This window comes from Priestia sp. MDV22-iso46 (assembly GCF_058629175.1).
In genome coordinates this window covers 771,097-794,979 of record NZ_JBZVWT010000001.1, presented here as the reverse complement: position 1 = coordinate 794,979, position 23,883 = coordinate 771,097, and the positions used below count along the sequence as shown (strand labels likewise).

Sequence of the window (23,883 nt, the reverse complement as noted above, 5' to 3'; positions counted from 1 at the left end):
AAAGAGAACTTACATAGAACAACTGCTGAAAAATCATGATTGTAAAAAAGAGATTCCATTTATCTATGGAATCTCTTTTTTAGGCTTAAGAAGAAATAAAATGGGACGAGAATTCTTTTTCTCGCTGAAACTGAATACGTTCAAGAGTTATTAATTCAGGCTTTCTTTTCTGTTCAAACTGTCTCAATGTTTCTGAAATCTTTTTGTTTTGATAAAAAACTTGATGCAGTAAGTCAGACAGTAAGTCAGCATCTTTTAATGACTCGTTTAATCCAAAAGCGCCAGTGGGAGTCATCGTATGAGCAGCATCCCCTAATAATAACAGGTGATGCTTTGACCATACTTCGCTTATGCTGCTTTGCACAGAAAGAAGCGTAAAGTCTGACCACGACGTAATAAACCTTTCTATTGAAAGGTTTAAGCTAGGGAAAGCGTCTATTAAACGCTGAATAAACGGTCTAAACGATTGCTTTCGAAGAGCAGGATAGCTGCCTTTTTCAATATTCCATCCGATTTGAACAAAGCCTTTTGCTTGAGAAAAAAGCGCCACCTGCTGCTGCTTCACAAGTGAAAATTTAATAGAAGGCTCCCAATTGGCAGGTGCAGGAATTTTCGCCCAAAGCAAATCGTATCCATGATTGTGGATATTGTTTTTTATGTGCGCAAGTTTGCGAACAGTTGAATATCGACCATCTGCTCCAATAATGATTTTACTTTCAACTATTATTTCACCCCGGCCTTTTTGCTGAGCTTTTATTCCAGTATATTGTCCTTTTTCATTCTGCATTAGCTCCGTTACTTTTGTGCCCAGCATAAGCTTGTAGGAGAGATGGATGCTTGCTTGGTTATTTATAGACTGAAGGAGATGCTGCTGTGGAACATGAATTCCTGCATGTCCAAGTTCAGATTCTATCGTTTTGAATACATGTCCATCCTTCCAGTATTCGACCCTAGACATTCGAAGGAGGCCTAAGCTTTCAATTTCTTCAAATATATGATGTTTCTTAAGAATCATTTCTCCATCTTCATTTAAATGTTCGCCTCGAAATTCTTTTCCAAGCTCATCAGATCTCTCTATCAGTATAGTTGATATATTTTGTTTAGCCAGTAGATAGGCCAGTAGAGCACCGCCTGGTCCGGCTCCTATTATACACACATCTGTTTGATAGTTCATTTTCTTCACCTTGTTTGTTATATGCAATTAAGTTACTTTTAGTAAGTATATTAACTTTTATAAATGTTAATGTCAACTTTTTTATAGCTTTTCTTCTATGAAATTCGCTCTTTGGACAAAACACAAATAAGGTTCTACATAATCAAAGTCAAAGATTAAGTTTTATGATAAACTAAAATACACAAATTATTTTGAATAATTTGTATAAAAAGGTGAAATTTCAAAATTGTTGAGAAAAAGCACGGTTGGAAAGCTGCAGGATTTTTAGCAAGAAGAGTAGAGATCGTTTCTGAAAATTCTAGCAAACTCCAATTTCGACTGGAGGATGATTATGACAAAAGTAGAACATTATATTCAAACATTGGGTAACAGTGCAGATTTGCTAACAAAAAGGCAGACAAGCATTTACTTCGAAAAACTTTCAAACACCTTTCCTTTTTTAACAATCATGCAAATTAATTGGAGAAAAGTATTAATTAAAAAGTCCACCCGGCATATTGAAGAAATCAAAAAATGGCTTCAAGAGATGAATATAAAAGAACATCAGGTTGTTTTATTTTGGAAACGAGCAACTAAAGCTGTAAGCGTCGATTTAGCTCAGGCTTTCCTATTTTTTCAACAAACAGCTGATCTTACAGAAGAAGCATTTATTTACTGTCCGTCTGTTGACTATGTAATTGAGTATTTTAAAGACGGTAAAATGATGATTGGTTTAGCAGCACGTTAATTAAAAGGAAAAAAAGCTGAGGGAGGAGGCGAATTAGAACCTCTTCACTCAGCTTTTTATGCATATAAATCTAAAAAATACGAAACATAACGTTATTTACAACATAAATTACCTTCTCTTTATAATTAGTAGGAAAAGTATTGACATTTTCCATAAAACAAATATAATTAACATTAATCATATTGTTAATTGTAAAAAGAGCGATCAGGAGAAATGATGAATGTCGAACAATAAAGCAGTAACGAATCAAACGAAAAAAGAATACCCTAAACCCTATGGCTATACGTCAGATATTGCTGTATTTACGATTGTGACGGAAGAAAAAGAACCATACAAACCACCTAAAATGAGTTTGAAATTAATGCTTATCCAACGAGCAATGGTGAATGCAGAAGGAGAAAAGAACAGCGAAGCAGGAAAGTGGGCGCTTCCTGGCGGATTTGTCCATCCTGATGAATCAGCTTTTGAAGCGGCTAAAAGAGAGCTCGAAGAAGAAACGGGCGTAAAAGATATTCATTTAAAACACTATGGTGTCTATGATGAGCCTGGCAGGGACGATAGAGGATGGGTCATTACAAACGCACATTATGCAATCGTCCCAGAAGATAGTCTAATAAAGCGAAAAGCGAATGATGATGCTGCTCGAGTTGAATTATTTAAAATAGATGAAATCTTTTCATTGCCTTTAGCATTTGATCATGAAATCATCATTCGAGATGCAATCAAGGAAATTAAGAAAGATTTATTGCAAACGACCATTGCCCAGAAGTTTCTGCCTTCTCAGTTTACATACTCTGAGCTGCAGGCTGTGCTGCTTACCGTAACGGATGATGCAGCGATTAAAAGTGATCAGGCCTTTGCACGAAAAATAAGAATGCTGCCATTTATTGAAGAAGTAGATGGAAAAACAACGACGAGAACGTCTAAAAAACCAACAAAGCTCTACCGGTTTGTTGAAATGAATGTGATGAAGCCAATCTATACAGCACGCTACTAAAAGAAAAACTTTCAATTCAAATAATTAACAATATGTTAACTGTTAATTTTCACGTATGAGGGGGAAACATAATGAAAAAAGCACTGATTAACATCGATTATACAAATGATTTTGTAGCTGAAAACGGAGCTTTGACATGCGGAGAACCAGGGAGACACATTGAAACATCCATAAGCGATATTACGCGTCAATTTATTGAGCAAAACGAGTATGTCGTGTTCGCCATTGATTTTCATAAAGAAAATGATTCCTTGCATCCAGAATCAGCGCTGTTTCCGCCTCATAATGTTGAAGGTTCTGCAGGAAGAGAGCTATACGGAAAGTTAAATGATTTATATAATGTGTATCAATCAAAGGCAAATGTAGAATGGATGAATAAGACGAGATACAGCGCATTTGCTGGAACGGATCTGGAGATTAAACTGAGAGAAAGACAAATTACCGATGTCTACTTAGCAGGTGTATGCACGGATATTTGTGTACTTCATACAGCAGTAGATGCCTATAATAAAGGATTTGCTATTTATATTTATGAAAAAGCCGTAGCAAGCTTTAATCAAAAAGGTCATGAGTGGGCGCTTGAACATTTTAAATCTTGCCTCGGAGCAGAAATTATTTAAGGACATAAAAGTGGAGGAAATCAATGAATATGTTTACAGATGACAGCGTAATGCTACACACCGATTTATATCAAATTAATATGGGAGAAACGTACTGGGAAGATAATATTCATCAAAAGAGAGCTGTTTTTGAAGTTTTCTTCCGCAAACTTCCTTTTGGAAATGGCTATGCTGTTTTTGCTGGATTAGAAAGAATTATTGAATATATTAAAGCATTTAAATTTAGCGAATCAGATTTAACCTACTTGCACGAAGAATTAGGTTTTAAAGAAGATTATTTAGCTTACTTAAAAGACCTTACGTTTACTGGAACGATTCGATGTATGCGTGAAGGTGAGCTTGTGTTTCATAATGAACCAATTTTACGTGTAGAAGCACCATTAATTGAAGCTCAGCTCGTAGAAACAGCTATTTTGAATATTGTGAATTACCAAACGCTGATTGCGACGAAAGCAGCTCGAATCAAACATGTAGTGGGAGATCAAGTGGCAATGGAATTTGGAACACGCCGCGCTCAAGAAATGGACGCTGCTATTTGGGGAACAAGAGCAGCCTATATTGGCGGATTTGGTGCTACTTCTAACGTGCGAGCAGGAAAGAAATTTGGAATTCCAGTTGCAGGAACGCATGCTCATGCCATGGTGCAGGCTTATAAAGACGAATATATTGCATTTCATAAATATGCTCGTCGCCATAAAAACTGCGTGTTTCTAGTTGATACGTACGATACGTTAAAATCAGGAGTTCCCAACGCCATTAAAGTAGCAAAAGAATTAGGCGATAAAATTAATTTTACAGCGATTCGCTTAGACAGCGGCGATTTAACATATTTGTCTAAAAAAGCTCGTCAAATGTTAGATGAAGCAGGGTTTACAGACACAAAAATTGTTGCTTCCAACGATTTAGATGAAGATACGATTATGCATTTAAAGTCGCAAGGGGCACGAATAGACATGTGGGGAATTGGCACTAAGCTCATTACTGCATATGATCAGCCGGCGCTTGGAGCAGTATATAAACTCGTCTCTATTGAAGGAGAAAATGGCGAGATGATGGATACGATTAAAATTAGCGCCAATCCTGAAAAAGTGAGTACACCAGGGTTGAAGCGCGTATATCGTATTATTAATAATTTGAATGGAAAATCTGAAGGGGATTATATCACGATGGAAGATGAAGATCCTCAAAGCGAAGAACGTTTAAAAATGTTCCATCCTGTTCATACGTTTATCAGTAAATTCGTCACAAATTTTGAGGCAAAAGAACTCCATCATGATATCTTTGTAAACGGAAAGCTTGTGTATGAAACAGAAGAACTTCAGGAAATTCAGCAGTACGTAAAAGATAATTTAGAGCTGCTTTGGGATGAATATAAGCGTACGCGCAATCCTGAAGAATATCCAGTAGATTTAAGCGAGAAATGTTGGGAAAATAAAACGCGTCAAATTGCGTACGTAAAACAAAAAGTAGCGGAAGCCCTAAATAAAAAATAGTAGGGAGCTGGAGACATGTCAGATACGCGTGCTTATTTTCAACAGCTAAACCCTGATAAAAAAATAGATAAGCTTTTAGAAAAAGGAGCGAAAATTGGTATTTATGGTTCTTCTTTTGATCCGGTTACCAATGTTCATCTTTGGACGGCATCAACGGTTGCGCATCGAAAGAAGTTAGATGCTATTATCTTTTTGCCTTCATCGCACAAACGAACAGATAAAAAGCTCCAGACGTCGGATGAGCACCGTGTAAATATGGTTAGCTTAGCGATTAAAGATAACCCAAAATTTTTACTCGATACGTATGAGCTAGACGTATTGCCCGGCTATCATTACACATACTACACTATGGAGCACTTTAAAAAATTGCTTCCACACGCTGATTTATTTTTTATTATGGGAGCCGACTTACTGCAAGATATTGGTGAAGGCAAGTGGAAGAAAGCAGATGAACTTATTAGTAAAAACCAGTTTATCATCATGGCAAGAGAGGGAATAGACATGTTGAAAGCTATTAGTCATTCTCCATTGCTTCGAAATTATGACGACGGCCGGTTTCAGCTTCTTGATAAAGGGCTGGCGATGGAAATCAGTTCTACTTATATTCGTCAAGAATTTGCCCGGGGCGGAGAACCAAGATATTTAATGCCTGATCTCTGTTATTTTTATAGTAAAAAACATGGACTGTATCAGTAACAAATCTACATATAATGGAAGGAGAGCATGTATCATGTCAGACATGCAAGAAAAAATAAGAAAAGAGCTACATGTGAAATCTGAAATTGATCCAGCACAAGAAATTCGTGCCCGCGTTGATTTTCTGAAAAGCTACCTAAAGTCAGCAAATGCAAAAGGCTTTGTATTAGGTATAAGCGGGGGGCAGGACTCTAGCTTAGCTGGGCGATTAGCGCAGATTGCTGTAGACGAATTGCGAAAAGAAGAATATGAAGCAAAATTTGTAGCCGTTCGCTTGCCTCATGGCACGCAGCATGATGAAGCAGATGCGAAGGCGTCACTAGAATTTATTAAACCTAATGAAACATATACGTTTAATATTAAAAACACGGTGGAAGCATTTGAAAGTTCGTTTACAGGCGCGACAGATATAGCGCTGTCTGATTTTCATAAAGGAAATGTCAAAGCACGTACACGTATGATTGTACAGTATGCAATCGGGGGAGAAAACGGCCTTTTAGTTATCGGAACCGATCATGCAGCAGAAGCAGTAACAGGCTTTTTTACGAAATACGGGGATGGCGGAGCAGACGTGCTGCCTCTAACGGGATTAACAAAACGTCAAGGAAAAGCATTGCTAAAAGAATTAGGTGCAGATAAACGATTGTACGAAAAAGTACCAACAGCTGACTTGTTAGATAATAGTCCTGGTCAATCTGATGAAACGGAACTAGGAATTTCTTATGATGAACTAGACGATTATTTGGAAGGAAAAGAAGTATCACAAGAAGCCGCTGAAAAAATTGAACAGCGCTATCGTATTACTGAACATAAGCGTCAGTTACCGGCTAGCATGTTTGATGAATGGTGGAAATGAGAGAAATGCCCATATTAGGTATATCTAATATGGGCATTATTTTGACTGATTTCTTTCATAAAACAAAAAAGTGGCGGAAAAAGTGTAAATTAACGAATTGTTTTCTCATACACACTTTGTTATTCTTACGCACTTTGGTATAATGAAGTGCTTTTAATATTATTGAGGAGGAACATTTTTTATGGCAGTTGAAGTAGGTAGCAAGGTACAAGGTAAAGTAACAGGTATTACTAATTTTGGAGCATTTGTAGAATTACCTGGAGGTCAAACTGGGCTTGTACATATTAGTGAGGTAGCTGACAGCTATGTAAAAGACATTAATGACCATCTTAAAGTTGGTCAAGAAATTGAAGTGAAAGTCGTTAATGAGAAAGACGGAAAAATTGGATTATCGATTAAAAAAGCGATAGATAAACCTGAAAGACCCTCATCTTCTTATTCACAACGCCCGCCACGTCAGGCAAGAAATAATGATAATCGTTCTAAAAGCAACTTCCAACCAAAGGAAAACTTCGAACAAAAAATGGCGCGTTTCTTAAAGGATAGTGAAGATAATTTATCTACACTAAAACGCAGCACTGAATCAAAACGAGGTGGCAGAGGCGGAAGACGCGGATAAATCCCTTCCACTTTAACTACTTTATTATATAGCTGAAGCAAGCCAGTAAAAATTGGCTTGCTTCTTTTTTGTAATAGCTTAAGTACATGCGCTAGAAGAGTAAAGAGAAGGTTAGGTACTTACTTGGTTGTAAAGTAGATGCCAATAGTGACAAGAGATGAGAGAAGATCAAGGATGAGTAGGATGAAATTTAAATCTATCATAATCATGCCTCCCTTTGTGCGAGCGTTGACGTTAGTATCTGCAAGACCTCCCTTTATTATTCGTAATCTTTTAAAATTTCATTTAATTAAGTGCGATATTTTATATTAAATTAAACTATGTTCTAAATAATAATTTATAAAATAAAAAGCGCTTATAAGAACAATTTTCTTAAAATAATAAAAAACCTTATAAGTAAACGAAGGGAAAGTAGGGATGAGTCCCTGATAAAAATAGCTAAATTAACAGAAATTCGTCAGTATTCTTGTATATTCATCTAATCTCTTCATAATTTTAGGAATAAAAAAGTTACGGAAAGACGAGAAATAGACAAAATTCTTCATTTTTTGAGCATTAGTGCTTAATTTTTAGGGATATATAAAATGATTCCATAGACTCAAGGATTTTATAGTAATATATAGAACTTCCATACTATTCTAATTTTTAGCTCGCAAGCTAAGTAAAAGATGCGTATGTTCTCGGGATGAAGACATACATAGTTGCATGAATTATAGAGAGAAATGGAGAGGGGAAAACGATGAAAAAAGTATCAATTCGGGCTGTATTGAGTACAGTAGCATTTTCGGTTGCTTTATCTTCTTTTGCAATGGGAGCATCCGCTAACGGAAATTCAAAACCAGCGCTTGAACCGTCTTTAGTTAAAATTCAAGGAGACTATAACTTAAAGTCGGCTAAAAAAGTAAAAGTTATTGTAGAGTTAAATGAAGAGTCTGTAGCGGAAGCAAAGAAAAAGGGAGTAGCGCAAAGTAAAGGAAAGATTAAAAAAGCGCGTGACGAAGTGAAAAAAGAGCTTTCAAAAGCTTCTAAAACTTCAAAAGTAAAACGTGAATATGACCAAGTGTTTTCCGGATTTTCAGCGGAACTTCCGGCTAATGACCTTGAAAAAGTAGCAAGTTTACCTGGAGTAAAAGCTATTTATCCAAGCGTTGAATATCATACAACAGAAGTGAAATCGAAAGAAGTGAGCGCCGAAGAATACGGTTCTGAAATGGATAAAAGCATTTACTATGTGGGAGCAGATCAAGCGTGGAAGTCAGGATATACAGGTAAAAATATGACCGTAGCCGTTATCGATACAGGCGTTGATTACGACCACCCGGATTTAAAGTCAGCGTTTGAGAATTATAAAGGATGGGATTTTGTAGATGATGACAAAGATCCTCAAGAAACGCCGGCTGGAGATCCAAAAGGAGAAGCAACAACGCACGGAACCCACGTAGCAGGAACAATTGCAGCGGACGGGAAAATTAAAGGGGTAGCTCCTGATGCCCATTTACTTGCTTATCGTGTATTAGGCCCAGGAGGAACGGGTACAACGGAAGACGTGATCGCCGGTATTGAACGTGCGGTAGAAGACGGAGCGGATGTAATGAACCTGTCGCTTGGAGACACAATTAATAATCCTGACTTGGCAACGAGTATTGCGTTAGATTGGGCAATGGAAGAAGGAGTAGTAGCTGTTACATCAAATGGAAACAGTGGACCAGCTAACTGGACAGTAGGCTCTCCAGGGACGTCTCGTGAAGCTATTTCAGTTGGTGCAACTCAGCTTCCTTACAATTTGTATAAAACGACATTAACTGTAGATAACGCAAGCTATGCTTCAGCTGAAGTAATGGGCTTTCCAAATGACAAGGCATTACTAGATGCAAGCGGTAAAAAGTATGAATTTGTACCTGTCGGACTCGGTAAACCAGAAGACTTTGAAGGAAAGGATGTAAAAGGAAAAGTAGCGGTTATTTCTCGCGGCGACATTGCGTTTGTAGATAAAGTTGATAATGCGAAAAAAGCCGGTGCTGTTGCAACGGTGATTTACAACAACGTAGAAGGGACAATTCCTGATATTCCAGGTACATCTCTGCCAAGTATTCGCCTATCAAAAGCCGATGGACAAGCTTTGGTAGCTTCTTTAGCAAAAGGATCCGTCACGGGCTCTTTTACTGCAACATTTGATCAGACAGTTGATGAAACAATGGCTGATTTTTCATCTCGCGGACCGGTTGTGGATACGTGGATGATTAAGCCAGACATTTCAGCACCTGGAGTAGATATTATCAGCACAGTGCCAACAAATGATCCAAGCAACCCTCATGGATATGGGTCAAAACAAGGAACAAGTATGGCCGCGCCGCACGTAGCAGGAGCAGCAGCGTTAATTTTACAGGCGCATCCAAATTATAAAGTAGAAGACGTAAAAGCATCTTTAATGAATACAACGGAATTGCTTCGTGACCGCAACGGGCTGGTTTATCCTCATAATACGCAAGGTGCAGGAAGCATGCGCGTAGTAGATGCAATTAAAGCAAAAACGCTTATTACACCAGGAAGTCACTCGTACGGTGTCTTTTATAAAGATAAAGGGAAACAAGTAGAAAAACAAAGCTTTAAGATTAAAAATCTATCAAATCACAGTCAAAAATACTCGGTCAAAGTAAAATTTAAGAAAAGCCATCAGGCAATTGACGTTAAATCAACAAACGATTTAGTTGTTAATGCAGGAAAAACGCAAAAAGTAAACCTGAATGTAAAAGTAGATGCAGGGAAATTATCTCCTGGCTATTACGAAGGGACAATTACCGTAAGTAACAATAAAGAAACGTACGATGTTCCAACCATCTTATTTGTAAAAGAGCCGGATTACCCGCGCGTTACTTCTGCGTATGTAGATGTACTTGGAAATGGATCATTTGAATACGGCAGTTATTTACCAGGAGGAGCAGAGAAGCTTAGCTATTACATTTACGATGCAACGTTAGAAAAAGGGGAATTGTTAGGTTCGTATACGAATGTAGAAAAAGGATTCTCTAGCGCAACGTGGGACGGAAAGATTAATGGTGAAGCTCTTCCAGCGGGAACATATTATTTATACGCAGAAGCAGTAAAAGCAGGTCAGACGACAGGTTCTTTAGGAGAATTCGAAATTAAATAAATAAAAAAAGAGTGCCAGTCTCTAACTGACACTCTTTTCTTATTGAGCCGTATATCCACCATCGATCACAGCAGCTTGGCCGGTTACGCCTTTTGCTAAATCACTTGCTAAAAACATTGCATAATCTGCAATTTCATCGACAGCAAGCAAACGTTTTTGAGGAACAAGAGGATAAATGACTTCTTCTAGTACTTTTTCAAGCGCTACATTTCGCGTACGTGCCAAATCTTTTAATTGATTTTGAACAAGCGGTGTATCAACATAACCAGGGCAAATCGCATTTACCGTAATGCCGTGCTCCGCACCTTCAAGAGCAGCCACTTTCGTTAAGCCAATCACGCCGTGCTTAGCGCTGTTGTATGCCGCTTTTCCTGAGAAACCAATCAATCCGTTAATGGAGGACATGTTCAAAATGCGGCCGAATTTTTGCTTTTTCATAATAGGAAACGCATGCTTAGTCGCAACAAAAGGTGCAACAAGCATAATTTTCGTTAAAAGTTCAAATTTTTCAGTAGGAAATTCTTCGAGCGGGGAAACAAATTGCATGCCGGCATTGTTAATCAATACATCAAGGCGGCCATATGTTTCAACCGTTTGAGCAATCATTTGTTCAATATCACTTTCATTTGTCACATCTGCTTTAATGCCTAATGCTTCGTAGCCTTTTGTCTTCAATTTGTCTGCTGCTTTCTTAACTCCATCTTCATTCAAGTCAGTTAAGACAACAGTCGCTCCGTCTTCAGCGAAGCGCTCACCAATTTGATAACCAATACCTTGAGCTGCACCTGTAATTAACACAATTTTGTTTTCAACCATCGTTTTTTCCCCCTTATATGTAGATGATATAAAATCGCTTACTTTTCCATTTTATCAAAAAATATCTTGATTTAGCGAGTTTTTTAACTGTACTTTACGCGAAAAGAATGGGTGTGGGAAGGGGTGTTTACTACCTTTACTTCCACATTGCTAACAGAAGCGAACGGCGAGGGACCTTTTTTAATTTTTTCAATAAATTTTTGGATATTACTTTCTTCACCTTCAGCATCAATTTCCACTTTTTGATCGTCTCGATTTCGTACCCATCCGTTAATAGAGCATTCCATTGCTTTTAGCTGCGTATAGTGACGGAACCCAACCCCTTGAACGCGTCCGTCTACGATCATATGCACATGTTTTTTCACTGTTCTCACCTCACAGGCAATTTTCCCTTTTTTATAAAAAAGAAAACAACTACAATCTTAACTTTCACTGTATAATAGAAAAAGACATTGTAAGACTTTAACAATTATAATGTAGATTAAATTAAGAAAGAAGGGTTATGAATGCAAGCAGCAGCACGAACGCAGCAAGCGCAGTCGGCAACGATTTATCGTATTTTATTTGCTATTAGTTTAGGACATTTCCTAAATGATTGTATGCAGTCCGTTATACCGGCACTTTTTCCTGTCCTTGAAAAATCGATGAATTTAAACTACACGCAAATCGGCTGGATTGCCTTTGCTTTAAACATGACGTCATCGATTATGCAGCCGGTATTCGGCGTATTTGCCGATAAGCGTCCCTCGCCATTTTTATTGCCAATTGCAATGTGTTTAAGCATGATTGGTATGGTTGGACTCGCTTTAGCGCCAAATTTTTATTTTGTGATTATATCTGTCTTATTTGTAGGATTTGGCTCAGCTATTTTTCATCCGGAAGGTTCTCGCGTAGCGTATATGGCAGCAGGAGGAAAACGGGGGCTGGCGCAGTCTATTTATCAAGTTGGCGGAAATACAGGACAGTCGATGGCTCCGCTATTTACGGCATTTATCTTTATCGGACTTGGTCAGTTTGGAACGATTTGGTTTACGTTAATTGCAGGTATCGGCGTAGTGGTTTTGTATAGCGTCTCTAAATGGTACAAATCGGAGTTAGCTACTCGTCAACGCTTGAAGAAAAAGCAGTCAGATGTTTCATTTACGATGAACAAGCAAATTATTTTTGCGATTGGACTTTTAATTTTTCTTGTTTTTGCACGTTCATGGTACGGAGCAGGTATCCTTAATTTCTTTCAGTTTTATATCATTGAAAAATTCAATTTGCCTATCAAAAGCGCTCAGCTTTACGTCTTTTTATTTATGATTGCAGGGGTATTTGGAACATTCTTTGGAGGTCCGCTTGCCGATCGTTTCGGAAAGCGAAATATTTTATTGTTTTCTATGTTAGGGTCAGTCCCTTTTACTTTATTACTGCCTCACGTTTCTCTAGGAGTGGCAGCACCTCTTTTAGTACTAATCGGCTTTATTCTTCAGTCAAGTTTCAGCGTCACGGTCGTCTATGCTCAGGAGCTGATGCCAGGGAAAATTGGCTTGGTTTCCGGCTTAATTGTAGGGCTTGCTTTTGGAATGGGAGCTTTGGGAGCTGTTGTATTCGGTAAATTAGCCGATGTCTTCAGCCTTCAGTTTATTATGCTGTTTTGCAGCTATCTTCCAATTCTAGGGCTGTTAACATGGCTGTTACCGAGCGATAAGCGTGTGAAAGAAATACACGAAGCAAAATAAGAAAAAGAAAAAGCAAACGCGCCTTAGCGTTTGCTTTTTCTATGAGCGTGAAGCAAATTTCAAGACGAATTCATATTTTTCTCCTACAATAGAGACAATAGAAATTGAAAATCGAAAGGAAGAATCACCTATGATTAAGCTAAGCGTATTGGATCAGTCTCCTGTTTCAAGCGGATCAACACCAAAGGAAGCGTTGAAACGTACGGTAGAGCTGGCTAAATTAACGGAAGAGTTAGGCTACCACCGCTTTTGGGTAGCGGAACATCATAATACTAACGGTCTTGCAGGCTCATCTCCGACACTTTTAATGACGCACTTAGCTTCTCACACGAGCCGAATCCGAATTGGGTCTGGAGGAGTCCTTCTTCCTCAATACAGTCCGTATAAAGTAGCAGAAGATGCTCAGCTGCTTGAAAATCTGTTTCCTAATCGAATTGATTTAGGTCTTGGACGGTCACCGGGAGGAGATGCGCTGACTCGGCTTGCGCTGACAGATGGAGTCCGTAAAAGCCTCAATGAATTCCCGCGGCAAATTCAAGCGTTAAAAGGACACCTTGAGCATAATTTGCCGTCGGATCATCCGTATTATGGCGTGACGGCTTATCCGTTAAGTGAAACAAAGCCGGAACTGTGGCATCTTGGCATTAATAAAAGAGGAGCAAGGTCGGCTGCTGAGCTAGGCATCTCTTTTACATTTGGACACTTTATTTATTCAGTTGGAGGACAAGAAGCCATTCGTCATTATAAACAAGAATTTATCCCTTCTTCGTATCAATCAAAGCCTAAAACCAACGTATGCGTATTTGTTGTATGTGCAGAAACAACAGAAGAAGCCGAGCAGCATGCCAAAACGCTAGATGATTGGCTATTGAAAGTAGCTAAAGGCGGAGATACAACAATTTCATCGATAGAAGAAGTGCACAATCGTTCTTATTCAGAAGAAGAGCTAAAAAAAATAAGCACCAATCGTCCTCGTATGATCGTAGGAAATCCAGTTGAAGTAAAACAAGGATTAACTCAGCTGCAGAAAAAATACGATAACGACGAATTTTTAATTATTACAAATATCCATGATTATGAAGCGAAAAAGAAGTCCTATGAATTGCTTGCAGAGCTATTTCCTCAACCTTCATTTTTTTAAGAAAAAGATGGGGTTTGTGAGTAAGCTATTGATATGAGAGGGGTTTAAGAGGGGGGATTAGGCGTTTGCCCCATTTTTGCCCCACTAATTACTTAGATAACGATCTAGCTTAGTAATGTTTTCAGATTCATATTTCTTTGTAATATGAAGATATACATCAGCTGTCATTTTAATGTTTGTATGTCCTAGCCGATCACTTACAAATTTAATATCAGCTCCGCTCTCTAATAACATAATTGCATGAGTATGGCGTAAACCGTGAGGACTTATGTGATGCAGTTTAGCTTTGTTGGTAATAGCCTTCATAATATCGTTAATTCGAAATTCACTAAGCGCTTTACCATTGGCTTGGGTAATCATGTACTCTTGTTCAATATAATTAGCTCCATATTTAAGTTTATTTCTTTTTTGCCAAGTCTGATATTTTTTTAACTCAGTTACCAATGTATCATCAATACTTATTGTCCGCATACTGCGTTTCGTTTTAGGAGGCTTTACGCCATGACTGCTCCGTGTTTTAGTGATGCTAATAGTTTTATCTTTAAAATTAATATCGTCCCAATGCAATGCAATTAATTCACCTTTTCTCATGCCTGTACGCAAAAGGGTAATAGCTACGATATATTGATAAAAAGGGCACTGTTTTGCTGTATCCATAAAAATGGTAACTTCATCTCTTGTAAGATAATTAATTTTTCTCTCGGAAAGATCCTTTTCTTTTTTTATAGAGATATTTCTATATTTGTTGTAAGTTAGCATTTCTAGCTCTACCGCTTTATTTATAGCAATACAAAAAATCGAGTGAATAGCTTTAACTGTACCTAGTGAATAATTCTCAGTTAATCTATTGATGAATTTCTGATATTCTAGTCTAGGTAATTGATTAAGCTTGAAATCACCTAAGTAAGGGATAATTTGATTATTAACGTAGGTTTTTCTGTTTTTTAATGTTCGCAGCTGAACTTGACTACCATATACCTCGAGCCATTCGTTAAACCAATCTTTAATTGATTTTTCCCGGTTCTCTAAAAGGGAATGTTTGCCCAAATATATTTGTTTTTCTAATTCACTGGCTGCAAGTTTAGCTTCTGATTTAGTTCTAAAACCACCTTTTGATATTTCTTTCGTTTTTCCACAAGCAGGATCTACATATCGAATTCTATATTCCCACTTCTTTCCTCGCTGGCGATAGCTTGCCAATCTAATCACCTCTTTAAAAATATTAAGTCGATGGATAAAAATTTCTATTTCACCTCCTTTAAGTAACTTGTGTTTAAAATTAGTTGTTTTTATGTATATGGATAACCCCGTTGGCGCTATAGAATATTTCGACTGAAGCAGGTTGAGCCTTTAATATTTTCTTTATTGCATACGATACCTCAGATTTTTTTACGTCTCTTTTAAGATTCGATATGCTGACTTTTTCAGACTTTTCACTGCTGCTGTAAACAATCTTAGTTACTCCATTACTAAAAATCTTGATTGTATTCGTATCTTTACTTTGGTTTTTAAAACAAGAAACGAACGTTTTTCTTTCTGCAGTTACATCTTTAAATCTCAAGTAAATCACCTCTGTTAGGAATGTATGTTCTGTTTCAAGGTAAAGTTAATCCTTCATTTACTCATGAAAGAGTAAGTTTAGAGGATAATGGTTTAGAAGTTTAGCTTTTTAATAAAGCGCGGAATAAAGATTATACATCCCATTAATTAGACTCAGAGTTAAGAGGTAATTTTTCTATAATTAGCGGATCAAATCCTATTAAGTAGCCATCGTAAAAAGTGCAAACACCATATTTTTCTTTATACCAATCTAATGCTTCTTGTAAAAAATTTTCTGTTACATTTAAAAAAGAAGCAGTTTCATATCGATTTGTACAATTATTATGAAAAGCTTCAATAAGACGAGACAAAAATAATATTTCGTTGAAGCCCCAGCGGCGAGCTAACTTTTCCTGCTTTCGGTTTACGATGCTATCCTGGCTAAGGATATTTCCAACAGTTGTAAAGTGGTGACCTAACTCTTCAGCTAAGATACAATATTTTTCTGTCTCATCCAGATTTTTATCAATTAGAATACGACCATCATAGTATAGTCCTTTGAAGCCATGCACTAAAGGAATCTCATTCATAGGAATATTGCTGTATTTAGACTGTAACTTTTCATATGAACTTAACATTGATTGTACTCCTTTTATTTATCAAACTGTTTGCTGAAGACATAATCGATATAGTTTAAAACTTCCTTCATTTTTTCTTCAGTTATATCTTTGCCTTCTAAATGAGCAGCAATTGTTTGAATAGGAGTGGGTTCCTTTTTATTGTTTAGCTTTTCGATTCCAAGTAAATAATCAAGCGAAACATCAAAATAATCAGCTAAGAATCTTGCTGTATCAATCCTTGGTTCTTCTTTATTATTTTCCCATTTGGAAATCATGCTTTTATTAATTGATGTTCCATATTGATCATTTAACGCCTTTGCTAACTGATCTTGAGTGATTTTACCTCTAAGCTTTTTTAAAGTTTCCCCAAAAGAATATTTCATTTCTTTACCTCCTTTTCTAACAATTTAGATGCAGTTTAATTATAAGTTATTTGTTTCGATACCGCAATATTTATTTCAATATAAGTTAATTAAGTTGTTGACATCGAAACTTTTAAGATGTATATTTGCATTGTTAAGTTTCGAAAATGACAACTTATTAGGGGGTGATGAAGTGTATGAGATTAAACGGAGACATCTTCCTTATTCAAAATTAAAAGCTTATATGGTGGAAAATCGCATTACGCAAAAGGAATTGTCTAACTTGCTTAAAATTTCAGCAGTTGCATTAAATCAGAAGATTAATGGGACTGGAGGAGATTTTAACTTGAATGAAGTACGTAACATATGTCGACATCTTAAAATTTCATCAGATGAGTATTTTATTGAACCTCAAGTTTCGAAAGTGAAAACAAAATTAATGGAGAGGGTAAATAGTGATTAATGTTGAGATTAATGAAAATGAAGTTAGAGAACTGTACTTAAAGACTCTTAAAGAAAAAATAGACGAAGTTGATGCTGAACTTATATTTTGGGATACCAAAGAATTAAAAAGAAGGACCTGTATGAGTTGGAATACTATACAAAAAGAATTCTTCTTTGATCCCCGCTTTCCCAAAAGGAAAGTAGGGGGGAAATGGTATATTTATGCTCCGAAAGCAAAAGAGTTTCTGGAAAATTGGTTGTTTGAACAATGTAACTTTTAAAAGGGGTGAAGTAATGAAATTTATTGAGACTATTCATAGTCGACGAGTATGGAACAAAGAGCAAATATGTCGTTTGAGGATAGAACTACTCACATCAGATACACCACTAGCAATTGTTAAACTGATATATGGATATGAACAGCAAAATTTAGCTCTGTCTTTTATATTAGAAAGAGCAGGTGAATAGGGAATGGAAATTACTCTTTCGTTATTTACTTTTTTGTTCTTAATGTTCCTAGGTGGTCCATCAGTAATGCTACTAGTCTTTTTAATAATCTATAACTCTTTCACAATAAGAAAGGAAGTTTAAGTATGAGTAGAATTTTGATATCTACTTTTAGGTATTTTTGTGAAACATGTAGTTATGAAATATTGAGCTGTAGTGTTGAGGTCAAACTCAAATGTTTATGTAACTTACTTGTTGAACATGAGGAAATAGAAGAAGTCATTAATGAAACTTATTAATAGATTAAGAGAGGAAGAAATAAATGTGAAGGAATTAGTTAGTATACAAAACGGGCAAGCTGTCACGGATTCTTTAACTATTGCTGAAGTTTTCGGGAAGCGGCATGACTCAGTAATGAGAGATATTCGTAACCAAAAAATGAAGTTAGTTGAAGCTGGGATGGATGAATTTATATTCCACAACTTTGTGGAACGTGAATATCAATCTCAACAAGGAAACTTTTACAGAAAATATGAATTAACAGAGGATGCATTTGCGTTAGTTGCTATGTCTTATGTAACACCGGAAGCAATGAAATTTAAAGTGGAATTTTTACAAGAATTTAAGCGAATTAAAGCAGAATTGCAAGGAAAACCCAAAATTTTAACGGAACGTGAGCAATTAATGGCATCTATGAAGTTAAGCATAGATGCAGCTGAAGAAATTCCTGTAATAAAAAAAGAAGTAACAGACTTAAAGCGTGTTTTTTCTGAAGAACTAACCCTTAATCATGGCCAACAACAATCTTTGCATCATGAGATTAAGAAACGTGTTGAATCACTTATAGAAGATTATCAAGAAAGCGGTTTTACCAAACAAAGAATGTATTCGGAGATTCATAAGAACTTGAGACGAGCATTTTCAGCACCTAAATATATCTTTGTGAAACGGCGAGATTATCAAGATGCAATTGCATGGGTCAAGGCCTGGAGGCCATTATTATGAATAATAACCTAATTAAGGTCTTATTAAGTGAAAAATAAAAGTCTCTGCTGCAACAGAGACCCAAAAGAAAAAATTCTTACGGATAGTATAACATGGAAAAGGAGAGCTTAACATGGCTAAATATAGACAAGTTCATACAAATTTTTGGCAAGATCCCAAGGTCCTAGAAGAAATGACGCCAGAAGATAAGTATTTTTATTTATATCTTCTTACTAACCCAAACACTACCCAAATTGGTGTATATCAGATTACAAAAAAGCAGATGGCTTTTGATTTAGGGTATTCTACTGAATCAATTAACAGCCTTTTACATCGTTTTATTACACGTCATGAGCTTATTAAATATAACGAGCAGACAAGAGAATTAGCGATTCTTAATTGGGGGAAGTACAACTTACATAAAGCTGGAAAACCCGTAATTGATTGTGTAAATAAAGAATTAAAGGAAGTAAAAGACAAAACATTGTTACTAGATATCATGAAGCATATTCCTAATGATTCAGTACTTCAAGCATTTTCACGACACGTAGACGACACGTATAACCCTACGTCAACGATAAGTGGACAAGAAAGAGAAGAAGAACAAGAAGAAAAAGAAGAAGAAAAAGAAGAAGAAGAACTACTACTGCCTGAGAAAGATATGCGAACGGAAGTAGGTAACCCTTCAGACAGTGAAGTAAGTAGTCGTAGTAGTTATCAATCTGTTTTTGATTTTTATCAACAAAATTTTGGCATGCTTAATCCGTTTATTAGTCAGCAAATTCAACATTGGATTAACGATATGGGAGAAGAACTAGTTCTAAAAGCAATGGAGTTAACACTTAAACAGCAAAAAGCATGGAAATATGCTGAAGGTATCCTAAAAGCATGGGCAAACCGCAATGTTCGTACAGTAGCAGATATTCGAGTGCTGGAAGCAGAGTTTAAAAACAAACGCAGTTTTAAACAGAGCGGACGTGTTCGTAAAGAAATAGTCCCAGATTGGTTATCTCGAGATACAAGCAAAGTTGATAGTCAAACTAGTACTCTTGTTGCAGTTGCTAATGATGAATTTGAAGAGGAAAAACGTAAGCTAGAAGCTGAATTAAAAGCACTCCATGAAGAATTGAAAGCTAGAAAGGAGTGACTAAATAATAGCGTCTCTAAAAAAAGCGGTTGATTAGCGTCGTAGCTATTTAGTAATCGAGCTCACATGCTATGGATATTTCAAAAATCCTCCTAATAGAAAGCGGCTATACGAATTAACGTTAAGTGAACCTGAAGAAATTTATAAGGCTCATAAACAAAAAAATATGAAACGAGGAAAGGAAGAGATAAATTTAATTATCTCTTCCCATCTATTTAATCTATATCTCTAGAAAAAATGATTTCAAAATATGCGGCAGTACCATACGAAGCAGTTCCAGGAGCAAATATCTGAACTAGTTCCCATCCGTCTCTTGCAGCTTCATGAATAATCTCATGGTAATCTGCTTTAGGATCGCGCTTGAAGGACTTTAGTTCAACTTTTTCAAACCGGTATTCTTTCATAATCTAACCTCCCTTTCAAAATAACTACGCTTAAAATTGGAAAAAGTTTCAAAAAATGATGAGCTTTGGCTCCTTGTAAACAAATTGGAGGGGGAAACGTAAAGCATAAGCTGAGTTGCAAAAAGTATTCGATCACCAATAAACAGTTAGCGTTCCATAGGTAAATCGATTGTTCCAGTCATTAAGTATGTAGGTGAAGAAGCCGTTAAGAAATTCAAATAAAGAAATATCGTTCTTGAAAGGTGAAAAATCTAAGTTGAAGAAAGAAAATAAGTAATTAAGAAAAGGGGGGAAACCTTTAGAATATAAAAATAATGTATGTTAAAAAGTCTTTGATAAAAAATAAGATTAGCAAGCGGTGTGTTAAATCTAAGACAAAGATATAACTATGGATATTTTAGGATAATAAAAAAACCTCCAAAAATAGGGAGGTTTTTTACCAACTTGCTTTTTTAACTCCAGGAATTTGGCCTTTATAAGCAAGTTCACGGAAGCAAATTCGACAAAGCTTAAATTTACGTAAAACGGAATGAGGGCGTCCACAACGCTCACATCGTGTATATTCTCGTACTTTAAATTTTTGATCATTTGTATGTTTTTCAATTAAGGCTTTTTTGGCCATAGTATTGCCTCCCTTTTATTAATGTGTAATGTGGGATAGCGAAGTTATAATATTATATCTTAAATTTGGCTGAATTTCATTGGCAATATTTGAAAGGGTTGAAATACGACAAGTAGTGATTTCTATAAATTTTATTTTAAGTATTTAGAACATAAAAAAAGACGCTTGGTCGGAAGCGTCGAATGGATAAAAAGGTAAAATAATTTTATAAAAGATAGTGATTCCATTATACAATACCTTTTACGAAATTTAACCAGGGATCTCTTACCAATAAATCCAGTGAAATTATAACAGGAAGTAAAGGAAGCTTATAGACACCTATAAATTAAGAGGAGGTTATGTTATGGCTAAACAAATATCATTTTTAAGAGGTGTGGATGGAGTAGCAACTAAATGTAAGGTGGAACAGGCTTTTAGTGATTATCGTATGTATATGATGATTGTTCCAGAAGACATTTTACCAAAGATTACACCAAGTTATTCTCTAGTACCTCCTTCTAATACAAACGCCTTTCATTCTTCGACTGAAGATGCTGCTATTAAACGAGTGAATTATGAAATAGAACGACACAATTTCATGCGGAAAGTACAACAAGCAGTAAATCGACTTAGTAAAAGAGAACGTGAATTAATTATTAAGACATACATGACATATGAGGATGTGTATGTATTTGATGTGTATAGTGAAATGGGAATTAGTGAAACAACTTATTATAGAATACGTGAACGAGCCTTTTATAAACTTGCATTTTCATTACATTTACAGGTATTTAAAGAAGCCGAGACACCCGCCTAAGGTGTCTTTTTTATTGATTTAATTAGGATTTTCAAAAGATAAATAAGGAGGAATAGAAAATTATTACATTTATTTTTTCCTATAGAGCATACTATCCCTGGGAAGGAGTGAATTTCAATGAAGAAGAAAAATTTTGATAGAAACTTTTTACGTGTAATTTTAATTACAAACTTACTTGTCATTATCCCTCTTATTCTTAGGAAACCGCCAATAAAAGATTGGCTATTGGTATATATATATAATGCTGCTACGAATGGTATAGTCGATAAGGCTCTTACTACGTATAAAATAGTTCAATATCCATCCCGTTTTTTACCAAAATTATTTAGAACTCACATTTTATTTGATTATTTAATATACCCAACCTTTACTGTCTTATATAACCAAATGACAATAAAAGATAAGCCTTTTGCTATTATTTATAAATTGGTTCTAATTACGTTTCCTGCTTTTTTGGTTGAGTTATGGGCAGTTAAAAAAACAGATTTAATCAAATGGAATAAAGGCTGGAAATGGTACCATACATTTGGCGGTGTTATTATTAAATCTTTAATTACAAGATCATTTATTGGAGCTGTAAGGCTAATTGATAGTAAGCAGCAAAAGATTACACCAAAAAGTTAGAGTATGGTTGCTATATGTATGGGAGAAAAGTGAAAGGATTGTGAAAGAAAGACGAAAGGTTATTTGGTATTAAGGATGTTATTGTGATATTAACGAAAAATACTTAGTATAAGAAATATCAAATAGGTAACTTTATAACTGTTGGTTAGTAGTTTAAGGTCCTAATAATCAACTTCCTTTTTTCTCTATTGTAGACGCAGCACCTTTGCCGAGGGTGCTGTTTTCTATTTTACGTATAAACTTTAAAGAGAAACACATATTATATATAAATGATCCACCGTTCCCTTAGTTGGTGAATGGTTTCTCCTTTCAAAGAAGAAGTTTTCTAAGAGCACCCTCATCTAAGGGTGTTTTTATTTTAAAACATGTTAAGTAAATGTTCACAGTACAAATGGAAATTAGCAATGTAACCCCTTATGATCTTGTCTATTATAAGGGATTATATCACGAAATTTTAAAGTGGATTTGGATTTCCACTGCCAAAACTAGGTGCGGCAGGGGATGTTGAACTAGGTATCGTAGTAGAAGAGTTTTGAGAGCTTGTTGTTGAATTTGAATTAGGACTGGCGTTTGATCCTGGGCTTGTTTGCGAATTGGAATTTGTATTTGTCATGGGGCATATTTGGCCTACGTTGCCAAGAATAATAGTTCCACCCGATACATTGCCAATTGTAAGTGAATTGATATAAGCAGGCATATGTTTTCAACCTTTCATTATTGATGAAGAAAATAGAATGTACCTTAATGTATGTTTAGGTTGTCAAATTTGTATAGACGGGCTAGAAAAATAGGCCAACTTATTATTATAATTTTAAAAATATATAACTTTTAAAAAGGAATCCATACTATACGTAAACAGCTGACTCCTTTGGCTGAAGAATCGTAACTCCTTAAATCAGTATCATTTTAAAAAACATCCTCCTTCAGGGGTGTTTTTTACTTTTATAATGTATGGATTTAGGGGAATAATCCAATAATATAGATGGAGTTAGCAATCTCCTTTGACTAACATCTCATTACCTTTTTAAGTTAAGTATGTAGTTCGTAAAAAGCATCCTGTTCCTAATCAGGATGTTTTTTATTTTTATAGGGTATAACTTCAAAAACGAATCCATAATATGAGTAGTCGGCAAGTCATTTTGTCGACAAAATGTTTCTTCTTTAACTAGTGTATTTTTGTTTAAAAGCATCCTTCTCCAGGGGTGTTTTTTAATTTAAGGTATAATTCTTGTGAAGATAGTTAATCATAGGTTTGTTAGCTAACTCCTTTCAGCTGGCTAGAGTCTACATTATGCATTGCTATTGTCTAATAAAAGGCACCTCACTAACTGGGGTGTTTTTTATTTTGAAGAAATGTGTTAATTTCCCTCTTTTTGTCCGATATAATTGGGACAGGGGGTGATTCTAGTGAAAATCTTGGTAAAGTTTAAAGACGGTATGGTAATAGAAGTACCGATTCAAGAAGGCTCAGGCTTTCTTGGACAAGGTAATCTGCTTGAATTAATCCAAAAAGGTAAAGAACTAAATAGTACTATTCAATTCGGTGATTTAGAACGAAAATATAGCGATTTGTACTCTTACGAAATTATTTTATGAAAAAAGAGCATCCTTTCGAGGGTGCTTTTTTAATGGAGGAAAGGCGGCAGAGCATTTGAGTTTAAGGTTGTTATTATGATATTAAGAGATAAAATGTTTAGTGGAGCGTAAAGAAAAGGTTAACTGGAAGGATGTTATGGGAATGAATAGGTAGACTTTGAACTGTGGCCGTGGTGGTGCTATAAAGAGGAAGTAATAGCTAGAAGGTTCCCTATGTCATTTTAACAAACTAGGATTAATTGGTTGTTGTTAACAGGAGGATTTTACCTATTTTTGTCGAATTA

At 35.9% G+C, this 23,883-nt stretch carries 27 protein-coding genes; 18 read left to right on the top strand and 9 right to left on the bottom strand.

Features of this window, described 5'->3' with window-relative positions; all coding sequences use genetic code 11:
• Nucleotides 1–85: 85 nt before the first annotated feature.
• Nucleotides 86–1,174, bottom strand: a complete 1,089-nt coding sequence (locus tag AC4NPH_RS04155; RefSeq protein ID WP_063671486.1) for an FAD-dependent monooxygenase — start codon at nt 1,172–1,174, stop codon at nt 86–88.
• Nucleotides 1,175–1,505: 331 nt separating this feature from the next.
• Here AC4NPH_RS04155 and AC4NPH_RS04150 point away from each other — a divergent pair, with 331 nt between their 5' ends.
• From AC4NPH_RS04150 to AC4NPH_RS04115, 8 genes are all read left to right on the top strand, one after another.
• Complete coding sequence (locus tag AC4NPH_RS04150; protein ID WP_098196441.1) at nt 1,506–1,901, top strand: CDI toxin immunity protein; 396 nt, start codon at nt 1,506–1,508, stop codon at nt 1,899–1,901.
• A gap of 220 nt (nt 1,902–2,121) precedes the next feature.
• Nucleotides 2,122–2,898, top strand: coding sequence for an NUDIX domain-containing protein (locus tag AC4NPH_RS04145; protein ID WP_013056904.1), 777 nt, complete (start codon nt 2,122–2,124; stop codon nt 2,896–2,898).
• Between the two features lie 71 nt (nt 2,899–2,969).
• On the top strand, nt 2,970–3,518 hold the full coding sequence (locus AC4NPH_RS04140) for a cysteine hydrolase family protein (RefSeq protein WP_013056905.1): 549 nt from the start codon (nt 2,970–2,972) through the stop codon (nt 3,516–3,518).
• A gap of 23 nt (nt 3,519–3,541) precedes the next feature.
• Entirely contained in the window at nt 3,542–5,011 is a 1,470-nt protein-coding gene (locus AC4NPH_RS04135; protein ID WP_041816550.1) for a nicotinate phosphoribosyltransferase, read from the top strand.
• Between the two features lie 15 nt (nt 5,012–5,026).
• The gene (nadD, locus tag AC4NPH_RS04130) at nt 5,027–5,707 is read left to right on the top strand and encodes a nicotinate (nicotinamide) nucleotide adenylyltransferase (protein ID WP_013056907.1); all 681 of its coding nucleotides are present in this window, start codon (nt 5,027–5,029) and stop codon (nt 5,705–5,707) included.
• Nucleotides 5,708–5,741: 34 nt separating this feature from the next.
• Nucleotides 5,742–6,563 (top strand): NAD(+) synthase, encoded by an 822-nt coding sequence (gene nadE / locus AC4NPH_RS04125; RefSeq protein ID WP_013083029.1) that lies wholly within the window; start codon nt 5,742–5,744, stop codon nt 6,561–6,563.
• A gap of 181 nt (nt 6,564–6,744) precedes the next feature.
• Entirely contained in the window at nt 6,745–7,182 is a 438-nt protein-coding gene (locus AC4NPH_RS04120; protein WP_013056909.1) for a S1 domain-containing RNA-binding protein, read from the top strand.
• A 739-nt stretch (nt 7,183–7,921) separates the two neighbouring features.
• Nucleotides 7,922–10,333, top strand: a complete 2,412-nt coding sequence (locus AC4NPH_RS04115) for a S8 family serine peptidase (protein WP_098314908.1) — start codon at nt 7,922–7,924, stop codon at nt 10,331–10,333.
• A gap of 39 nt (nt 10,334–10,372) precedes the next feature.
• Here the strand turns inward: AC4NPH_RS04115 and AC4NPH_RS04110 are convergent, their stop codons facing one another.
• Both AC4NPH_RS04110 and AC4NPH_RS04105 read right to left on the bottom strand, forming a co-directional pair.
• Nucleotides 10,373–11,149 carry a 3-hydroxybutyrate dehydrogenase gene (locus tag AC4NPH_RS04110; protein WP_013056911.1) on the bottom strand — a complete coding sequence of 259 codons (777 nt, stop codon included), beginning with the start codon at nt 11,147–11,149 and terminating at the stop codon, nt 10,373–10,375.
• A gap of 83 nt (nt 11,150–11,232) precedes the next feature.
• On the bottom strand, nt 11,233–11,514 hold the full coding sequence (locus AC4NPH_RS04105) for an acylphosphatase (protein ID WP_013056912.1): 282 nt from the start codon (nt 11,512–11,514) through the stop codon (nt 11,233–11,235).
• Nucleotides 11,515–11,655: 141 nt separating this feature from the next.
• Between AC4NPH_RS04105 and AC4NPH_RS04100 the strand changes: the two genes are divergently transcribed.
• Nucleotides 11,656–12,873: an MFS transporter gene (locus AC4NPH_RS04100; RefSeq protein ID WP_029321576.1), complete on the top strand. Its 1,218-nt coding sequence runs from the start codon at nt 11,656–11,658 to the stop codon at nt 12,871–12,873.
• A gap of 130 nt (nt 12,874–13,003) precedes the next feature.
• Nucleotides 13,004–14,014, top strand: coding sequence for an LLM class flavin-dependent oxidoreductase (locus AC4NPH_RS04095; protein WP_029321579.1), 1,011 nt, complete (start codon nt 13,004–13,006; stop codon nt 14,012–14,014).
• 84 nt (nt 14,015–14,098) lie between these two features.
• On the opposite strand, the gene AC4NPH_RS04090 is transcribed toward AC4NPH_RS04095, so the two are convergent.
• The 4 genes from AC4NPH_RS04090 to AC4NPH_RS04075 all read right to left on the bottom strand — a co-directional run bounded on the left by AC4NPH_RS04090 (nt 14,099) and on the right by AC4NPH_RS04075 (nt 16,556).
• On the bottom strand, nt 14,099–15,214 hold the full coding sequence (locus tag AC4NPH_RS04090) for a site-specific integrase (RefSeq protein ID WP_491938600.1): 1,116 nt from the start codon (nt 15,212–15,214) through the stop codon (nt 14,099–14,101).
• 79 nt (nt 15,215–15,293) lie between these two features.
• Nucleotides 15,294–15,575, bottom strand: a complete 282-nt coding sequence (locus AC4NPH_RS04085) for a DUF1827 family protein (RefSeq protein ID WP_322552001.1) — start codon at nt 15,573–15,575, stop codon at nt 15,294–15,296.
• A 142-nt stretch (nt 15,576–15,717) separates the two neighbouring features.
• Nucleotides 15,718–16,191 (bottom strand): ImmA/IrrE family metallo-endopeptidase, encoded by a 474-nt coding sequence (locus tag AC4NPH_RS04080; RefSeq protein WP_491938599.1) that lies wholly within the window; start codon nt 16,189–16,191, stop codon nt 15,718–15,720.
• Between the two features lie 14 nt (nt 16,192–16,205).
• Nucleotides 16,206–16,556, bottom strand: coding sequence for a helix-turn-helix domain-containing protein (locus AC4NPH_RS04075; protein WP_034652432.1), 351 nt, complete (start codon nt 16,554–16,556; stop codon nt 16,206–16,208).
• A 172-nt stretch (nt 16,557–16,728) separates the two neighbouring features.
• On the opposite strand from AC4NPH_RS04075, the gene AC4NPH_RS04070 reads away from it, so the two are divergent.
• From AC4NPH_RS04070 to AC4NPH_RS04050, 5 genes are all read left to right on the top strand, one after another.
• Nucleotides 16,729–16,998, top strand: a complete 270-nt coding sequence (locus AC4NPH_RS04070) for a helix-turn-helix domain-containing protein (protein ID WP_078081774.1) — start codon at nt 16,729–16,731, stop codon at nt 16,996–16,998.
• A complete protein-coding gene (locus AC4NPH_RS04065; RefSeq protein WP_491938598.1) occupies nt 16,991–17,260 on the top strand; it encodes a group-specific protein in 270 nt (89 codons plus the stop codon). Before AC4NPH_RS04070 ends, AC4NPH_RS04065 begins: the two co-directional genes overlap by 8 nt.
• Nucleotides 17,261–17,273: 13 nt before the next feature.
• Nucleotides 17,274–17,447: a hypothetical protein gene (locus AC4NPH_RS04060; RefSeq protein WP_491938597.1), complete on the top strand. Its 174-nt coding sequence runs from the start codon at nt 17,274–17,276 to the stop codon at nt 17,445–17,447.
• A 264-nt stretch (nt 17,448–17,711) separates the two neighbouring features.
• Entirely contained in the window at nt 17,712–18,431 is a 720-nt protein-coding gene (locus tag AC4NPH_RS04055) for a Rha family transcriptional regulator (RefSeq protein ID WP_491938596.1), read from the top strand.
• Nucleotides 18,432–18,543: 112 nt separating this feature from the next.
• Nucleotides 18,544–19,557: a DnaD domain-containing protein gene (locus tag AC4NPH_RS04050; RefSeq protein ID WP_491938595.1), complete on the top strand. Its 1,014-nt coding sequence runs from the start codon at nt 18,544–18,546 to the stop codon at nt 19,555–19,557.
• Between the two features lie 215 nt (nt 19,558–19,772).
• Here the strand turns inward: AC4NPH_RS04050 and AC4NPH_RS04045 are convergent, their stop codons facing one another.
• Entirely contained in the window at nt 19,773–19,961 is a 189-nt protein-coding gene (locus AC4NPH_RS04045; RefSeq protein WP_479518808.1) for a DUF4177 domain-containing protein, read from the bottom strand.
• A gap of 436 nt (nt 19,962–20,397) precedes the next feature.
• Nucleotides 20,398–20,583 (bottom strand): type Z 30S ribosomal protein S14, encoded by a 186-nt coding sequence (locus AC4NPH_RS04040; protein ID WP_129708921.1) that lies wholly within the window; start codon nt 20,581–20,583, stop codon nt 20,398–20,400.
• Nucleotides 20,584–20,926: 343 nt separating this feature from the next.
• Here AC4NPH_RS04040 and AC4NPH_RS04035 point away from each other — a divergent pair, with 343 nt between their 5' ends.
• From AC4NPH_RS04035 to AC4NPH_RS04025, 3 genes are all read left to right on the top strand, one after another.
• The gene (locus tag AC4NPH_RS04035) at nt 20,927–21,379 is read left to right on the top strand and encodes an ArpU family phage packaging/lysis transcriptional regulator (protein WP_491938594.1); all 453 of its coding nucleotides are present in this window, start codon (nt 20,927–20,929) and stop codon (nt 21,377–21,379) included.
• Between the two features lie 117 nt (nt 21,380–21,496).
• Nucleotides 21,497–22,003, top strand: coding sequence for a CBO0543 family protein (locus tag AC4NPH_RS04030; protein WP_491938593.1), 507 nt, complete (start codon nt 21,497–21,499; stop codon nt 22,001–22,003).
• 1,407 nt (nt 22,004–23,410) lie between these two features.
• On the top strand, nt 23,411–23,599 hold the full coding sequence (locus AC4NPH_RS04025; protein ID WP_491938592.1) for a hypothetical protein: 189 nt from the start codon (nt 23,411–23,413) through the stop codon (nt 23,597–23,599).
• Nucleotides 23,600–23,883: the final 284 nt, after the last annotated feature.

What these genes read in the sequence shown, in the direction of transcription:
- AC4NPH_RS04155 (WP_063671486.1), bottom strand. Translation starts at nt 1,174, where the DNA reads ATGAACTATCAAACAGATGTGTGTATAATAGGAGCCGGACCAGGCGGT.
- AC4NPH_RS04150 (WP_098196441.1), top strand. Translation starts at nt 1,506, where the DNA reads ATGACAAAAGTAGAACATTATATTCAAACATTGGGTAACAGTGCAGAT.
- AC4NPH_RS04145 (WP_013056904.1), top strand. Translation starts at nt 2,122, where the DNA reads ATGTCGAACAATAAAGCAGTAACGAATCAAACGAAAAAAGAATACCCT.
- AC4NPH_RS04140 (WP_013056905.1), top strand. Translation starts at nt 2,970, where the DNA reads ATGAAAAAAGCACTGATTAACATCGATTATACAAATGATTTTGTAGCT.
- AC4NPH_RS04135 (WP_041816550.1), top strand. Translation starts at nt 3,542, where the DNA reads ATGAATATGTTTACAGATGACAGCGTAATGCTACACACCGATTTATAT.
- nadD (WP_013056907.1), top strand. Translation starts at nt 5,027, where the DNA reads ATGTCAGATACGCGTGCTTATTTTCAACAGCTAAACCCTGATAAAAAA.
- nadE (WP_013083029.1), top strand. Translation starts at nt 5,742, where the DNA reads ATGTCAGACATGCAAGAAAAAATAAGAAAAGAGCTACATGTGAAATCT.
- AC4NPH_RS04120 (WP_013056909.1), top strand. Translation starts at nt 6,745, where the DNA reads ATGGCAGTTGAAGTAGGTAGCAAGGTACAAGGTAAAGTAACAGGTATT.
- AC4NPH_RS04115 (WP_098314908.1), top strand. Translation starts at nt 7,922, where the DNA reads ATGAAAAAAGTATCAATTCGGGCTGTATTGAGTACAGTAGCATTTTCG.
- AC4NPH_RS04110 (WP_013056911.1), bottom strand. Translation starts at nt 11,149, where the DNA reads ATGGTTGAAAACAAAATTGTGTTAATTACAGGTGCAGCTCAAGGTATT.
- AC4NPH_RS04100 (WP_029321576.1), top strand. Translation starts at nt 11,656, where the DNA reads ATGCAAGCAGCAGCACGAACGCAGCAAGCGCAGTCGGCAACGATTTAT.
- AC4NPH_RS04095 (WP_029321579.1), top strand. Translation starts at nt 13,004, where the DNA reads ATGATTAAGCTAAGCGTATTGGATCAGTCTCCTGTTTCAAGCGGATCA.
- AC4NPH_RS04080 (WP_491938599.1), bottom strand. Translation starts at nt 16,191, where the DNA reads ATGTTAAGTTCATATGAAAAGTTACAGTCTAAATACAGCAATATTCCT.
- AC4NPH_RS04075 (WP_034652432.1), bottom strand. Translation starts at nt 16,556, where the DNA reads ATGAAATATTCTTTTGGGGAAACTTTAAAAAAGCTTAGAGGTAAAATC.
- AC4NPH_RS04060 (WP_491938597.1), top strand. Translation starts at nt 17,274, where the DNA reads ATGAAATTTATTGAGACTATTCATAGTCGACGAGTATGGAACAAAGAG.
- AC4NPH_RS04055 (WP_491938596.1), top strand. Translation starts at nt 17,712, where the DNA reads ATGAAACTTATTAATAGATTAAGAGAGGAAGAAATAAATGTGAAGGAA.
- AC4NPH_RS04050 (WP_491938595.1), top strand. Translation starts at nt 18,544, where the DNA reads ATGGCTAAATATAGACAAGTTCATACAAATTTTTGGCAAGATCCCAAG.
- AC4NPH_RS04045 (WP_479518808.1), bottom strand. Translation starts at nt 19,961, where the DNA reads ATGAAAGAATACCGGTTTGAAAAAGTTGAACTAAAGTCCTTCAAGCGC.
- AC4NPH_RS04040 (WP_129708921.1), bottom strand. Translation starts at nt 20,583, where the DNA reads ATGGCCAAAAAAGCCTTAATTGAAAAACATACAAATGATCAAAAATTT.
- AC4NPH_RS04035 (WP_491938594.1), top strand. Translation starts at nt 20,927, where the DNA reads ATGGCTAAACAAATATCATTTTTAAGAGGTGTGGATGGAGTAGCAACT.
- AC4NPH_RS04030 (WP_491938593.1), top strand. Translation starts at nt 21,497, where the DNA reads ATGAAGAAGAAAAATTTTGATAGAAACTTTTTACGTGTAATTTTAATT.